Annotated in this window: 13 protein-coding genes and 2 tRNA genes; 3 read left to right on the forward strand and 12 right to left on the reverse strand. The window is 40.4% G+C overall.

Features of this window, described 5'->3' with window-relative positions:
* Positions 1 to 56: 56 nt before the first annotated feature.
* The 8 genes from I6E82_RS12940 to xerD form a co-directional block, all read right to left on the reverse strand.
* Positions 57 to 133: transfer RNA gene (locus tag I6E82_RS12940), tRNA-Arg, on the reverse strand.
* 38 nt (positions 134 to 171) lie between these two features.
* A tRNA-Ser gene (locus tag I6E82_RS12945) sits at positions 172 to 264 on the reverse strand.
* A 128-nt stretch (positions 265 to 392) separates the two neighbouring features.
* Entirely contained in the window at positions 393 to 575 is a 183-nt protein-coding gene (locus I6E82_RS12950) for a hypothetical protein (RefSeq protein WP_010553261.1), read from the reverse strand.
* 324 nt (positions 576 to 899) lie between these two features.
* Complete coding sequence (gene lysS / locus I6E82_RS12955; protein WP_007583775.1) at positions 900 to 2,435, reverse strand: lysine--tRNA ligase; 1,536 nt, start codon at positions 2,433 to 2,435, stop codon at positions 900 to 902.
* A gap of 26 nt (positions 2,436 to 2,461) precedes the next feature.
* A protein-coding gene (prfB, locus tag I6E82_RS12960; protein ID WP_165722105.1) for a peptide chain release factor 2 occupies positions 2,462 to 3,560 on the reverse strand; the annotation gives its coding sequence in 2 pieces (ribosomal slippage) (positions 2,462 to 3,484 and positions 3,486 to 3,560; 1,098 coding nt in all).
* Positions 3,561 to 3,703: 143 nt separating this feature from the next.
* On the reverse strand, positions 3,704 to 5,425 hold the full coding sequence (gene recJ / locus I6E82_RS12965) for a single-stranded-DNA-specific exonuclease RecJ (RefSeq protein WP_197118055.1): 1,722 nt from the start codon (positions 5,423 to 5,425) through the stop codon (positions 3,704 to 3,706).
* A gap of 81 nt (positions 5,426 to 5,506) precedes the next feature.
* A complete protein-coding gene (dsbC, locus tag I6E82_RS12970) occupies positions 5,507 to 6,235 on the reverse strand; it encodes a bifunctional protein-disulfide isomerase/oxidoreductase DsbC (RefSeq protein WP_007583768.1) in 729 nt (242 codons plus the stop codon).
* Positions 6,236 to 6,298: 63 nt separating this feature from the next.
* On the reverse strand, positions 6,299 to 7,225 hold the full coding sequence (gene xerD / locus I6E82_RS12975; RefSeq protein ID WP_024590718.1) for a site-specific tyrosine recombinase XerD: 927 nt from the start codon (positions 7,223 to 7,225) through the stop codon (positions 6,299 to 6,301).
* Between the two features lie 94 nt (positions 7,226 to 7,319).
* Between xerD and fldB the strand changes: the two genes are divergently transcribed.
* Positions 7,320 to 7,841: a flavodoxin FldB gene (gene fldB / locus I6E82_RS12980; RefSeq protein WP_007583764.1), complete on the forward strand. Its 522-nt coding sequence runs from the start codon at positions 7,320 to 7,322 to the stop codon at positions 7,839 to 7,841.
* A gap of 82 nt (positions 7,842 to 7,923) precedes the next feature.
* Here the strand turns inward: fldB and I6E82_RS12985 are convergent, their stop codons facing one another.
* The 4 genes from I6E82_RS12985 to I6E82_RS13000 all read right to left on the reverse strand — a co-directional run bounded on the left by I6E82_RS12985 (position 7,924) and on the right by I6E82_RS13000 (position 11,986).
* The gene (locus I6E82_RS12985; protein WP_007583762.1) at positions 7,924 to 8,391 is read right to left on the reverse strand and encodes a YHS domain-containing (seleno)protein; all 468 of its coding nucleotides are present in this window, start codon (positions 8,389 to 8,391) and stop codon (positions 7,924 to 7,926) included.
* 139 nt (positions 8,392 to 8,530) lie between these two features.
* Positions 8,531 to 8,977, reverse strand: a complete 447-nt coding sequence (locus tag I6E82_RS12990) for a DUF2147 domain-containing protein (protein ID WP_024607541.1) — start codon at positions 8,975 to 8,977, stop codon at positions 8,531 to 8,533.
* Between the two features lie 144 nt (positions 8,978 to 9,121).
* Positions 9,122 to 11,131 (reverse strand): alpha-amylase, encoded by a 2,010-nt coding sequence (locus tag I6E82_RS12995; RefSeq protein WP_197118056.1) that lies wholly within the window; start codon positions 11,129 to 11,131, stop codon positions 9,122 to 9,124.
* Between the two features lie 156 nt (positions 11,132 to 11,287).
* The gene (locus tag I6E82_RS13000) at positions 11,288 to 11,986 is read right to left on the reverse strand and encodes a tRNA1(Val) (adenine(37)-N6)-methyltransferase (RefSeq protein WP_024592856.1); all 699 of its coding nucleotides are present in this window, start codon (positions 11,984 to 11,986) and stop codon (positions 11,288 to 11,290) included.
* Positions 11,987 to 12,061: 75 nt separating this feature from the next.
* Between I6E82_RS13000 and srmB the strand changes: the two genes are divergently transcribed.
* Complete coding sequence (gene srmB / locus I6E82_RS13005) at positions 12,062 to 13,288, forward strand: ATP-dependent RNA helicase SrmB (RefSeq protein ID WP_007376476.1); 1,227 nt, start codon at positions 12,062 to 12,064, stop codon at positions 13,286 to 13,288.
* A 272-nt stretch (positions 13,289 to 13,560) separates the two neighbouring features.
* Positions 13,561 to 13,881: a BON domain-containing protein gene (locus I6E82_RS13010; protein ID WP_010553266.1), complete on the forward strand. Its 321-nt coding sequence runs from the start codon at positions 13,561 to 13,563 to the stop codon at positions 13,879 to 13,881.
* The last annotated feature ends 24 nt before the right edge of the window (positions 13,882 to 13,905 follow it).

Consider the following 13,905-nt stretch of genomic DNA (forward strand, 5'->3'; position numbering starts at 1 on the left):
TATAAAACCAAACACTTTAATTGCTTATTTAGACTCTAAGCAGAGTTATTAAAGTATGGTGGGCGCAGGAGGATTCGAACCTCCGACCGCTCGGTTCGTAGCCGAGTACTCTATCCAGCTGAGCTATGCACCCATACTTTAAAACTTTACAAAACACGCCATTAAAAGAAATGGTGGAGAGGGAGGGATTCGAACCCTCGATAGAGCTACAAACTCTATACTCCCTTAGCAGGGGAGCTCCTTCGGCCACTCGGACACCTCTCCGTCTTGTGGGGCGTATAATAAAGATTTCAGAAAATATGTCAAACACTTTTCTACCAAAAACGACTATATGGTTATAGATTGCACATATGCTTGGTTTAAAAGTGTAATTAGTTTGAAATTTAAGCGGGTTACGTATTTTTATTTGAAGGATTAACACCTAGCACAGGAACTAAGTCATCAGTTAACTGAGCCAAATACTGTTCTTGGTAACCTAATTGTTGAAATTCAGCAATACAAGCACGGTAGTAAGCATTTCTTTCTTGCTCTGATGTGCATTCTTCTGATAAATCATCTACTCGTTTGTCTTTCATACTATTATTCTAAGTCCTTTAAGAATCTATATTTAGCTGCTAAATACCAAGCAGTGTAAATTTCGTGCGTATTCTAGCTAAAACCTTTACATAAATACAACATATGTTTAAAAAACAATCATACTAAAAAGTTATAGCACTGTTAGTTTTAATATTAAAAACTGCCAATAACAATAAATTAGCGAAGCTGAATTGCACATTAACCAGTACTAATAACTACATTTAATTTTTAGTGTAGTACTTATTAATTAAAATACTAATGCAAAGCAAAAAAAACGCCGCTATTAAGCGGCGTTTATTAACTTACTTTGTTCTACCCAAAGCTTAGTCAGCTTGTGGACGCATATGCGGGAACAAAATAACGTCTTTAATTGTTGATGAGTCAGTAAACAACATTACTAAACGGTCAATACCAATACCTTCACCTGCAGTTGGCGGTAAGCCGTACTCAAGTGCGCGTATGTAGTCTTCATCGTAATGCATTGCTTCATCATCGCCTGCGTCTTTCTCTTCAACTTGGCGAGTAAAGCGCTCAGCTTGGTCTTGTGCATCGTTAAGCTCAGAGAAACCATTTGCAAGTTCACGACCGCCAACAAAAAATTCAAAACGGTCTGTAACAAATGCATTTTCGTCGTTACGGCGTGCAAGTGGAGAAACTTCCCACGGGTAGCCAGTAATAAACGTAGGTTGAATAAGCATGTGCTCTGCTGTTTCTTCAAATATTTCACACAAGAACTTACCTGGGCCCCAAACACAATTTTCAGGAATTTTAACGTGCACTTGTTTAGCGTACGCTTTTAATTCGTCAAAGTGGTTTTCTGGGTCGTTAAATACCGCAGCATCAAACTCAGGGTTATATTTTAATATTGCATCGCTCATGCTTAAACGTGTAAACGGTTGGCCAAAGTCGTACTCAACTGAATCGATAACTTCGCCGTTTTCGTCTTTAGTTGTATTAACTACAACTGCACTACCTAGTACGTTTTCTGCAACCGTACGAAGCATGTCTTCGGTGATGTTCATCAGGTCGATGTAATCAGCGTATGCTTGGTAAAATTCAATCATTGTGAATTCTGGATTGTGACGCGTAGATAACCCTTCGTTACGGAAGTTACGGTTAATTTCGAATACACGGTCAAAACCACCTACCACTAAGCGCTTTAAGTAAAGCTCAGGCGCTATACGTAAGTACATGTCGATATCAAGTGCATTATGGTGAGTTACAAACGGACGTGCAGATGCACCGCCAGGTATAACCTGTAGCATTGGTGTTTCTACTTCCATAAAGTCACGGTCTGCTAAAAAGCGACGAATGCCTTCAACTACTTGTGAACGAATACGGAATGTTTCGCGCGTTGCTTCGTTAGTAATTAAATCAACGTAACGTTGGCGGTACTTTGTTTCTTGATCTGATAAGCCATGGAATTTTTCTGGTAACGGACGAAGTGACTTAGTTAATAGTTGGTACTCAGTCATTTCTACGTATAAATCGCCTTTACCTGATTTATTTAATGCGCCTTTAACACCAATAATATCGCCAGTGTCTAGTTGACCATATTTTTCTTTAAGATCTTTTTGAACATCTTTAGATGCATACGCTTGTACGCGACCTTTCATGTCTTGAATTACAAAAAACGGTCCACGCTTTGCTAAAATACGGCCAGCGATAGACACAACTTCTTGCATCTCTACTAATTCTTCTTTGCTCTTATCACCAAACTGGGCTTGCAAATCAGCCGTGTAATGCTCACGACGGAATTGGTTTGGATGACCGTTGGCTGGGCAATTTTCGCGTATAGCGTCTAACTTGCCGCGACGCTCAGCGATTAACTTGTTTTCGTCTTGGATTTTATCAGTCATTTTTTAGCTCTTTATTAGCTTGGTGGTTATAGGCCAGATTTAAGGCTGGCTTCAATAAATTTATCTAAGTTACCGTCAAGTACCGATTGGGTATTGCGGTTTTCAACGCCTGTGCGTAAATCTTTAATCCGTGCGTCATCAAGTACGTATGAACGAATTTGACTACCCCAACCAATATCAGATTTAGCATCTTCTTGCGTTTGTTTTTCAGCATTTTGCTGTTGTAGCTCAAGCTCAAATAATTTAGCTTTTAACTGCTTCATCGCTTGGGCTTTATTTTTATGCTGCGAACGCTCGTTTTGACACTGCACTACGGTATTTGTTGGTACGTGAGTGATACGAACCGCCGATTCGGTGGTGTTAACGTGCTGACCACCCGCGCCCGATGCACGGTAAACGTCTATACGCAGGTCTGACGGATTCATATCAATTTCAATATTATCGTCAACTTCTGGGTATACAAACGCAGAAGCAAATGAAGTATGACGACGACCACTAGAGTCAAATGGGCTTTTACGTACTAAGCGATGTACGCCAGTTTCTGTGCGTAACCAACCGTAAGCGTATTCGCCAACAAAGCGAACTGTTGCGCCTTTAATACCAGCAACATCACCGTCGGTCGCTTCAACTAGCTCAACTTTAAAGCCTTTAGCCTCGCCCCAACGTAAATACATACGAAGTAGAATATTACACCAGTCTTGTGCTTCAGTACCGCCAGAACCTGATTGTAAATCAAGGTACGCATCGTTTGAGTCATGAGGACCTGAAAACATACGACGAAACTCTAAACCTTCTAACTGTCCGTTTAAATCAGCAAGCTCAGTTTGCGCTTCAATAAAGGTATCTTCGTCTTCAGCCTCTACAGCAAGCTCAAGTAAGCCTTCAACATCATCAGTACCGGCTACAAGGTTGTCGATTGTTTCAACAACCGCTTCTAATGCTGACTTTTCACGGCCAAGCGCTTGTGCGCGTTCAGGCTCATTCCACACGGCTGAATCTTCAAGCTCGGCGTTAACTTCTTCTAAGCGTTCTTGTTTAAGAGCGTAGTCAAAGGTACCCCCGAAGCAATTCAGTACGTTCGCGAATTTCCTTGATTTGATTAATCACAGGATTCACTTCAAACATGTACATCACTCCAAAATGGCTAGGTAATTGCGCCCCTTTAAATGGGATTTTCGCAATAAATTATCGTCAAATGATAAAAACGCCCGATTTTAACAAAAAACCGCGCGCTTTATTAGCATTTTATGCATGATATTACATATTTTTTAGTGTACTTTTTCAAGCTCTCTAACTATTAATTGCAGCGTAAATTTACCTCTAAACTCATTTATATCGAGCTGGTACGCTACTTTTACAAACTTCGCCTCAGTATCTGGCCATTCTTTTACATCAATACCAAAAGCAATGGCGTCAACTAATCGACCAGATTGATGCTTTAACACGAGCTTTAAATGCTTTTCGCCTACTATGCGCTGCTGTATTACTTCAAAGGTATGCTCAAACACCGGCTCAGGAAATTGCTGACCCCACGGGCCCGATTGCTTTAATAGCTGAGCAAACTCCATCGTAAAGCAGTCGTTTGGCAGCTCACCGTCGGTAAATACAATACAGCGTTTACTTTCTTCACTCAGTTGCGCACTCACGGCAGCATCAAATGCCTTTTTAAAGTCGTTAAAGTGTTTCTCATTAATACTTAAACCAGCGGCCATTGCATGGCCACCAAATTTATTAATTAAGTGCGGGTCGGCAGTATTAAGCCCTTCGAGTAAATCGCGCATGTGCAGCCCTTCAATAGAGCGGCACGAGCCTTTAATCTCACCGTTTTCGCCACCAGCAAATATAACGGTTGGACGGTGGTATTTTTCTTTTAAGCGACCAGCCAAAATCCCAATAACACCTTGATGCCAATCGTCTTGAAACAAACAAATAGCATCAGGAATGTTATCATCGCTAAATGCGAGCCTATCAAGCACGGCTTGCGCCTCGGCTTGCATGCCTTGTTCTATTTCGCGCCTTGCAAAGTTTAAGCTATCGAGCTCGCTGGCTATACTACGCGCTTGGTTTATGTCGGTGCTAAGCAAGCAAGCTATACCCAAACTCATGTCGTCTAATCGCCCTGCTGCATTTAAACGCGGCGCAAGTGAAAAGCCAAAGTCGCTTGCGCTTAAGCGGGCAGCATTGCGGTTAGCCACTTCAATAAGCGCGGTAATGCCTGGGCGTGTTTTACCACTGCGAATACGTGCTAAACCTTGGTGTACTAAGGTACGGTTATTTGCATCAAGTGCCACTACATCGGCAACCGTGCCAAGCGCTACAATGTCGAGCAAGTTAGCTAAATTAGGCGGTGGTTGTTGCTCAAAATAACCCAAATCTCGCATTACGCTTCTCAGCGCTATTAATAAGTAAAAAGCAACGCCAACGCCTGCAATAGATTTAGACGGAAAATCACATTCGTGCCTATTTGGATTTACGATTGCATCTGCATTTGGCAGCTGCTCACCTTGTAAATGGTGATCTGTTACCAGCACTTTTATGCCAACCGCTTTTAAAATATCAATACCGGCAATACACGATATGCCGTTATCTACGGTGATCACTAAATCAGGTTTTATTTGTACTATTTGCTCAGCAAGCGCGGGGCTTAAGCCATATCCTAAGCTAAACCTGTCAGGAATTAAGTAATCTAAATGCTTAAAGCCAAACATCTCAAGGCCTTGCATTAATGTTGCAGTGCTTGTTGCGCCATCGGCATCAAAGTCGCCAACTATTAATATTTGGCTTTGCGCTTTTAATGCTTCAATTAATAAGTCGCTGGCTTTGTCGATGTCTTTAAACAATTTGAAGTCGTGAAGCGTAGCTACGCTGTTATTTAGCTCTTCGGCATTGAATACATTGCGGTTAGCATAAATTTGTTTAATTACAGGGTGTAAATTACTCGGCAGATGCGAGTCGTCAACGTTTTCACGCGCAATGATTAGTTTTTTCATGCAGGGTTTTAACTTATTGAGTCGTATTAAAAAGACAAAAAAAGGCCATTAAGGCCTTTTTAATAATAACTAAGCGTTTAATTACGACGCTTTGTTAGCTTCTAATGCTGCTTTTAGTGCTGCTGCTGGCTGGTAACCAGGGATCATTGTACCATCTTCTAAAATAATAGCGGGTGTGCCGCTAATACCAAAGCTTTGACCTAATTGGTAATGCTCTGCAACCGGTGCGCTACAGCCTGCAACTACTTTAGTGCTTGTGCCCGATTTAGCTTCTGTTAGTGCTTCTTGCTGATCGCGTGCACACCATACATTCATTAAATCTGCGTAACCTGAACCTTGTAAGCCACCACGTGGAAACGCTAAGTACTTAACGGTAATACCCGCATCAAGTAAATCGTCTAACTCGCGGTGTAATTTACGACAGTAACCACAGCTAATGTCGGTAAATACAGTAATGCTGTGTTTTTCGTTTGGCGCTTTGTACACAATCATCGATTCTTCGTATTCTTTAAGACCTTCAACACGCACGCCATTTAATGCTTGCTCTGTTAGGTTATTACGATTATTTAAATCAATTAACGTACCTTGCATTAAATATTGACCGTCTGGACTTGCGTAAAGCACGCCCTTATTAGTAATCAATTCTTTTAAACCCGTTACTGGACTTGGGTTAATTTGCTTTACAGTTACACCAAGCTCGGCAAATTTAGTAATAATAGGATCATTAGCATCTGGTGTTACAGCAACGCCATTTGCAAATGCACTAATACTTGTGCACAACATGGCACCTGCTAACATTAATTTTTTCATAACTTCTCTCTATCCTAAAAATACTTAATATATTGACCGGCTTAATGATATTTACTTTCAAACTTACGCACGCGGATGGTGCTCTGCGTGTACCGACTTTAACCGTTCATTGGCAACATGGGTATAAATTTGCGTCGTTGATAAATCGCTATGGCCCAACATCATTTGTACCACACGTAAATCTGCCCCATGATTTAATAAGTGCGTAGCAAAAGCATGGCGCATAGTATGGGGCGATAATGGAGACTCAACTGCTGCCAAAATAGCATAGTGTTTAATTCTATGCCAAAAGGTTTGTCGCGTCATGCCTACTCCGCGTTTAGATGGGAACACAAAATCGGTGGCATGTTTTATCATTTGCGCACGCCCACCCTTTAAAAATTGCTCAAGCCAATACATGGCTTCTTCACCCAGTGGAACTAAGCGCTCTTTATTACCTTTACCTTTTACAAACACCACTGCTTGGCGCAAATTAATTTGCTCCATGCGCAGTCCAACAAGCTCACTTACACGCAAACCCGTTGCATAAAGTAGCTCTAGCATGGCTTTATCGCGCAGTCCCATCGCTTCTTCGGTATTAGGCGCATTTAATAATGCCTCAACTTCGGCCTCTGAGAGTGTTTTAGGTAACGACTGCCCTGCTTTTGGCTGAGAAATATTTAGCATGGGGGTATCGCTAATTAGTTTTTCGCGCACAAAGTACTGATAAAAACGCTTTAGCGCACTAATACTACGTGCCGTACTGCGTGGTTTTAAGCCTAAATCGACTCGATGCGCTAAGTAACTTTCAACATCAAGCCCTGTTACCGTCATTAAATTTTCGCCCTTTAAAAATAGGCAAAACTTATCTAAATCACTGCGATAAGCACTTAATGTGTTTTCGCTTACGCCTTGTTCTAAGTACAGGCTATCTAAAAAGGTTTCTAGGTAGTCGCTATTACTGCTCATACTGCTATTATTTTCAAAAGAATCGTCAGATAGCGTTGTCACATTATGCTCTCATGCTTTGCTAAGGTATCAATTAAAAATACCTTACGGTAAACTTGAGCCTATCATATCAGGCAATTACACAGTGATAAATACGATGCAAATTGGTTTATTTTTTGGTTCTACTACGTGCTACACCGAAATGGCAGCAGAAAAGATTCGCGACATTATTGGTGCCGATATAGTTACCCTGCACAATATTAAAGACGAGCCACTAAAAAATGCAGAGCAGTATGACTTTATCATCTTTGGTATTTCAACATGGGATTTTGGTGAAATACAAGAAGACTGGGAGTCAAAGTGGGACGACATAGCCGACGTAAACCTAAATGGTAAAACCATTGCTTTATTTGGCATGGGCGATCAGCAAGGTTACGGGCAGTGGTTTCAAGATGCGCTAGGCATGCTACACGACGAAATAAATACGCAAACATTTACTCAACTTGGTTTTTGGCCAAACGACAGTAGTTACGAGTTTGAAGCTTCAAAAGCATTAACGCCTGATGGTAAACAGTTTGTAGGACTCGCGCTCGACGAAGACAGTCAATACGAGCTAAGCGACGACCGCATTGCAACATGGGTTGAACAGGTAATGACTGAATACGGCGAAACGCTTTAATTCACTTATCAATACCGACAAATAAAAAGTAAAAAGCCCACAACTAGTTTAGCTGCGGGCTTTTTAATTAATATAAATCAATTTATTGAAACGTCATCACATTGGTTGTTTGTGGGTAGTACCCATCTGCCATAACAATGTACGGTAGTAAATTACTTAACCATTTTTGCTGCACGCTTTCGCTATAGTTTAAGTAAAGCTTACCTTCGTGAATATAAAATGCTTCTGGGTCTATACCTACAGCGTTACCTTCATCAGCCATTGCATAAGCACACCAACCACCGTATTGCGGTGCATAACGTTTTGGGTTTTCTGCAAATGTCGTTTTGTTTTCTTCACTCGAAAAGTGCCAGTTGGCACCTAAATAACTAAATGTGTATTTGTCGCTGCCTTTAACGGCTTTATTTTGCGTAAAATAAGCAACGCTGTCGTACCCTTTAATAGCCGTGTTATTAAACCAACCCGTATTTACAGCATCATCCTTTGCATTTGCCCCACCGCTTATTAACAGTGCACTAAGCATTATTAAAGCAACTATGTACTTAATCATCTTTTTTCCTTTATTATTTACTCAAAATTGAATGCCAATTAAATATAGCTGGCTTAGTGAGTAAGAAAGGCAAAGCGCAAAAATGATTTCAGTTAATGCTTAATTATTTAACGCCCAGTGATTAAATAAGTAGTAAAACTTACTCTACTTTTAGCCAATATTGGTTTCGATAAAAAAAGCCAATGTAGCCGCGTACCTCGAGCTTTTTACCTTCATCTTGCGGGGTTAGTTGTAAAGTGTAGGTTTTACCGTTTGTTGGGTCGAGTATTTCACCGTCTCCCCAAACACCATCATCTTGTGCTTTTACACCCGTGATTATAGTCATTCCTAAAATAGGCTGATCTTTTAACTCATCATCGCATTTACTGCATATATCGTTTTGTTTTGCCGGGTTAAGAATGGTTTCAACTTTGCCGCTCAATACACCGCTGGTTTGGGTAATACGTACATACGACTTAGCTTGGTTTGTATCCTCATCAATCGTTTTCCAAAGCCCTACAGGCGTAATAGCAGCAAACACACCTTGGCTTGCAAAAATGGTGGCTGCTAACGTGCTAAGTAATGCTAATTTATTTAACTTTTTCATTGTGTTGCCTTTTAAATTAAGTGGCCAATGGCTAAATCATATCAGGTGATTTATAAACACACTATTAAAGCGCTGTACATAAAATAAAAAACCTAAACTAATAATCATTAGTTTAGGTTGTCATATGAGCTTTTTTGCTTACTTTTAAAAACTACGAATTACTACACCTGAATTATTAAACTCAAATTTATTAATTTTTCCGCATTGCGCCATATGATTAGTACTTGTATAAAGTGGATTGTCTTGTGCAATGGCAGTCTCCCATCCTTGGCCATTTTTAATGAATGCTTTTAGTTCAAACCATCCATTAACCGCTTTACTGCAATCCATATCTACATCAAGCATCCAATAGTGTTCGCCCCATATATTTAAAGGTGTCACACCAAAGCCATCTGTGTTTACCGTTTTTTCAACGCCCCAACCTGCTGGCCAAACTTTCGTTGTCCAGTCGGTAGCAGAACCTTCTGCTTCGCTACTTTGCCCATTTTCTATACCATACCAATCAAGGTAGTTATCATTTGCTTTCCAAGGGCTTGTTGTGACATTTTTTAAATTGTTATGACGAATAGGCATTGCACACTCAAAATTACTTGTTTGGCAATTTCGACCAAGGTTTGCGTTTGCATAAGCGTGGTCAATTCCACCACGGATAAACATATCTTGTCCGCTTTGTGTTTGTGCATTAATAAAAATAACCGTTCGCTGCCAGTCACTTTCAGTGCTTGAGGCAGAACTGGTATTTAACTTGGCATTTTTATGAATTGCCATCGCATCCCAAGCGCCAATATTAAGATTAATAGTACCGTCGGAATTAACCGTTATAACCTCACCACTACAACTTTTAGCATCAGCTGACAGTTCGCCTTTTAGCACATTACAGTATTGCCCTGGCGCCATATCGGTTTGCACAGTTGCACTAAGTGTTGAGTCTTCTTTGTTAATAGCCATATGACCCGAGCTACCTCGGCCAAATGAAATTTGATTATTTGTGTTATCCCACCAGTTTGTTACTGCCCAATTGTCGGCGGTGTTATTTCTAAAATCGACCCCGCCTGCAATATATGACCAGCGATGCTCACACTTCCAATTACTCACAAAACACTCTAAGTTACCATTATTATGTACCGGTACATTTGGCCCACCAGCATCTGTATCACCATGAAAATCATAACTCGACATTACTTTTGGATAACCGTACGGATAAGCCAACATAAATACATTGGCTAAGTCATATAAGCGGCCATCTTCAAAGGTAATAACATTGCCAGCGCCGCCGTGCCCGCGCTGATTGTCGTGATTGTCTACAAAAACCACCGCAGAAGAGCTTGGCATAAAGCCCCACCCTTCGCCAAAATTACTCAGCCATGCAAGCGAGCCGTTTCTAAAAGTGTTACCAAGCTCAGTGCTATATTTAAATTCAGTTACTAAACCTGTGCTTAAATATTCAGAGGCACCAACAGCCTCCCCACCTTGATCGATCACTTCTTGAAAAACCACTGGCGAGCCATTTACTTTGGCCATTAAACTTTGGATATCGCTTGCTGCAACATGTTTAGAAGCATCAAACCGAAAGCCTTTTACGCCAATAGCTTGTAAGTCGTTAATATATGCTGCAATGGTATTTTGCACATAGTTTGAAGCGGTATCTAAATCGGCAAGTCCAACTAGTTCACAGTTTTGTACTCGGTAGCGATCGTTGCCATAGTCAGAACTATTAATGGTACAACTTTCATGAAAATCTTGTGGGCTATAAATAGGAAAGCTTTTATTACCAAAGCTATTTCCGGCTGTGCCTGTGCCACTTCCTGCTGCCATATGGTTAATAAGCGTATCAACGTAAATATCAACCCCAGCTGCACTACAGCGATTTACCATATCGATAAACTGTGCACGGTTTCCGCCACGACTTTGCAATTCATAACTTACTGGCTGATAACGTGTCCACCATTGGCTTCCTGTAATGTGCTCATTAGGTGGCGAGACCTGTACTGCAGCGTAGCCTTTTGGTCCTAGGTATTGCTCACATTCTTGCGCTACATCTTGCCAATTCCATTCAAACAAATGTACAAATGTGGTGGGCGTAGCAGTCGCAATGCTAGGTAAGAGCAACCCTAGGCTTAAACCTGCGGTGGTGATTATTTTATTGAGTTTCATAGTGTGTGATCCAATTGTTGAGCGAGCAAAACAACTACTCGATGTTATTTACAAGTGGTTAACACTAGATTGGTAATTGATTAAATAAAAACTGAATACGTATGCATAATAGGTAAATTATCCTTTATTACTAGATAACCTACATAGCTAGGCAATTTACATTTTCAAATAAAATGCTTTGCACAGGGCTATATAATCAGCAGTGTAGGTATTATCTAAGTTTCTAATACACAGGGTTGATGATTCTATATCGCTTTTTACGTAGCTAAATGTCATTAAACTGCGGCTAATATCTTTGTTGGGCGTGGCTTTTACTTGGCAATGGGTATTTAAATAAAGCCCATTTTGAGTAGCAAGCTCAATAAATAATGCGCCTTCAACGCTTGGGAGTATTAAGCTAAAGCGGGAACCACTATGGCTTAAATGTTTAAACGCATTAATTAACTCTTCAAAACTTAGGCCGTCGGTATGGCGTGCGGTATTACGCGCAACATTATCGCCTTTTAAACTGTGATTAAAATACGGTGGATTAGAGATAACCACGTCAAATTTAACTTCACTACTAAAGCTTTGAATAGTTTGGTGCGTAATACTTATAGTTGGCCACGGGCTATTAGCTACATTTTGTAATGCTTGGGTATAGGCGCTTTCGTCAATTTCTACCGCAGTTATATCAAGCTCATTACTGCGCTGCTTACACATTAGTGCTAACAAGCCAGTGCCGGTGCCTATATCAAGTAATGACTTTGCACCGCTTAAATTAGCCCATGCGCCAAGCAAAATGCCATCGGTAGAAACTTTCATTGCACAGTGGTCGTGTTCAACTTTAAATTGTTTAAATACAAAACCAGACATTTTTTCACCTTTTCATTCACCAAGCGCAGCATAGCGCGTATAATCAGGGTAATTGTCCCTTATTTTAGACACTCTATGCAATTTTCTGAATTTGATCTTGATAACAAGCTACTCGATGCCATTAATAAAATGGGCTACGAGACGCCAACCAGCATTCAACAACAAGCTATTCCTGAAGCACTACAGGGGCGCGATATTTTAGCATCTGCGCCTACTGGTACAGGTAAAACAGCGGCATTTTTAATTCCGGCTATTCAGTACTTACTGGATTTCCCACGTCGTGACCCTGGTTTTGCGCGCGTACTCGTTATGACCCCGACTCGTGAGCTGGCTTATCAAATTCATGAACAATGTGAACTGCTAGCTAAACGCACACACCTAAAAATTGGTGTAGTAACAGGCGGTATTAACTACGGTACGCATAAAGAAATTTTTGAAAAAAATAACGATATTTTAATCGCCACACCAGGTCGATTAATGGAATACCTAGAAACCGAAAACTTTCATGCTGAACACGTAGAAATGCTTATTATTGATGAAGCAGATCGCATGTTAGATATGGGTTTCAAAAAAGAAATGAGCCGTATTTGTGACGAAGCTAAAAATCGTCGCCAATGTTTTTTATTCTCAGCAACACTTGAAGGTGACAGCGTAGAAAGGTTTGCTGAAAAAACATTAAACGACCCAGCTCTATTAGAAGCCGAATCGTCACGTAAAGAAAAAGCAAAAATTCACCAATGGGTACATTTAGCCGACGATTATCATCACAAACTTGAATTATTAGTTAATACGCTAAAAAACCCTGACGTAACTAAAGCGATTGTGTTTGTTAAAACTCGCGAACGCTTAGAAACATTGATTGGCGAACTTACAACTAATGATGTAAAAGCAGCGTGGTTACGCGGCGAAATGCCACAAGACAAACGTATGAAAGCCATGGAAAACTTCCACAGTGGCAAAACAAGCATATTAGTTGCTACCGACGTAGCTGCACGTGGTATTGATGTATCTGACATCAGCCACGTTATTAACTTTGATATGCCGCGTACTGCCGACGTATATGTACACCGTATTGGTCGTACTGGCCGTGCTGGTAAAAAAGGGATAGCAATATCGCTAGTTGAAGCACACGATATTGGTATTTTATATAAAGTAGAGCGCTACGTTGAACAAAAATTAAAACGCCGTGTAATTAGGGGTGTTGAGCCACAGCATAAAGAAGCTAAGCCACCAGCTAAAAAGCGTAAAGATCCAGTAAAAATGAAAGCCAAGAAAAAGGCTAAGGTTAAAAAGAAAAAGTAACCTAAAACATTTTTATACTAAGCCGACTTTTGTCGGCTTTTTAATGCAAGCCTTGCAGGCTCTGCTGTTTGTACCTGTTACATATGTAACCCAAGCATGTAACTCATACTCATTTAAATGTAATTTTTGCCCACCTGAATTCCCACTTAATAAAATTCCCTTATATTTCATAGCGTTAATATTGGCACCGAAATTGTAACTACAAAGATAACCTAGCCGATGGAATTTCCATATTGTGGCTGCACTATTCACCGTAATGTAAGGATTAAGTTATGAACCGCTTCAAGTTAACTATCGCTTTAGTATCATTTTGTTGTTTATTTTTATTAGCTTGCGCTACAAAAGTAAGTGCAGCAACCAACATGGCCGTAGTAAGCAGTGTAGCCACTCAACCTAACTTACAACAAGCTATCACCAACACCCTACGAACTAATCCTAACCTAGCGTTAAGTGATATTCGCGTGCAGGTAAAAAATGGTGAAGTAGATTTATACGGTGAAGCACAAACTGGTTTTCAGCGCGCACTGGCTCAAAAGTTTTTAGAAAATATGGATGGGGTTAAAATCATTCGTAACAAAATTAGCGTTATTTAACATGTTAGAATAAAACATAAATAT

This window comes from Pseudoalteromonas sp. NZS11 (assembly GCF_015864765.1).
In the GTDB taxonomy this organism is placed as follows: domain Bacteria; phylum Pseudomonadota; class Gammaproteobacteria; order Enterobacterales; family Alteromonadaceae; genus Pseudoalteromonas; species Pseudoalteromonas arctica.

What these genes read in the sequence shown, in the direction of transcription:
- I6E82_RS12950 (WP_010553261.1), bottom strand. Translation starts at nt 575, where the DNA reads ATGAAAGACAAACGAGTAGATGATTTATCAGAAGAATGCACATCAGAG.
- lysS (WP_007583775.1), bottom strand. Translation starts at nt 2,435, where the DNA reads ATGACTGATAAAATCCAAGACGAAAACAAGTTAATCGCTGAGCGTCGC.
- recJ (WP_197118055.1), bottom strand. Translation starts at nt 5,425, where the DNA reads ATGAAAAAACTAATCATTGCGCGTGAAAACGTTGACGACTCGCATCTG.
- dsbC (WP_007583768.1), bottom strand. Translation starts at nt 6,235, where the DNA reads ATGAAAAAATTAATGTTAGCAGGTGCCATGTTGTGCACAAGTATTAGT.
- fldB (WP_007583764.1), top strand. Translation starts at nt 7,320, where the DNA reads ATGCAAATTGGTTTATTTTTTGGTTCTACTACGTGCTACACCGAAATG.
- I6E82_RS12985 (WP_007583762.1), bottom strand. Translation starts at nt 8,391, where the DNA reads ATGATTAAGTACATAGTTGCTTTAATAATGCTTAGTGCACTGTTAATA.
- I6E82_RS12990 (WP_024607541.1), bottom strand. Translation starts at nt 8,977, where the DNA reads ATGAAAAAGTTAAATAAATTAGCATTACTTAGCACGTTAGCAGCCACC.
- I6E82_RS12995 (WP_197118056.1), bottom strand. Translation starts at nt 11,131, where the DNA reads ATGAAACTCAATAAAATAATCACCACCGCAGGTTTAAGCCTAGGGTTG.
- I6E82_RS13000 (WP_024592856.1), bottom strand. Translation starts at nt 11,986, where the DNA reads ATGTCTGGTTTTGTATTTAAACAATTTAAAGTTGAACACGACCACTGT.
- srmB (WP_007376476.1), top strand. Translation starts at nt 12,062, where the DNA reads ATGCAATTTTCTGAATTTGATCTTGATAACAAGCTACTCGATGCCATT.
- I6E82_RS13010 (WP_010553266.1), top strand. Translation starts at nt 13,561, where the DNA reads ATGAACCGCTTCAAGTTAACTATCGCTTTAGTATCATTTTGTTGTTTA.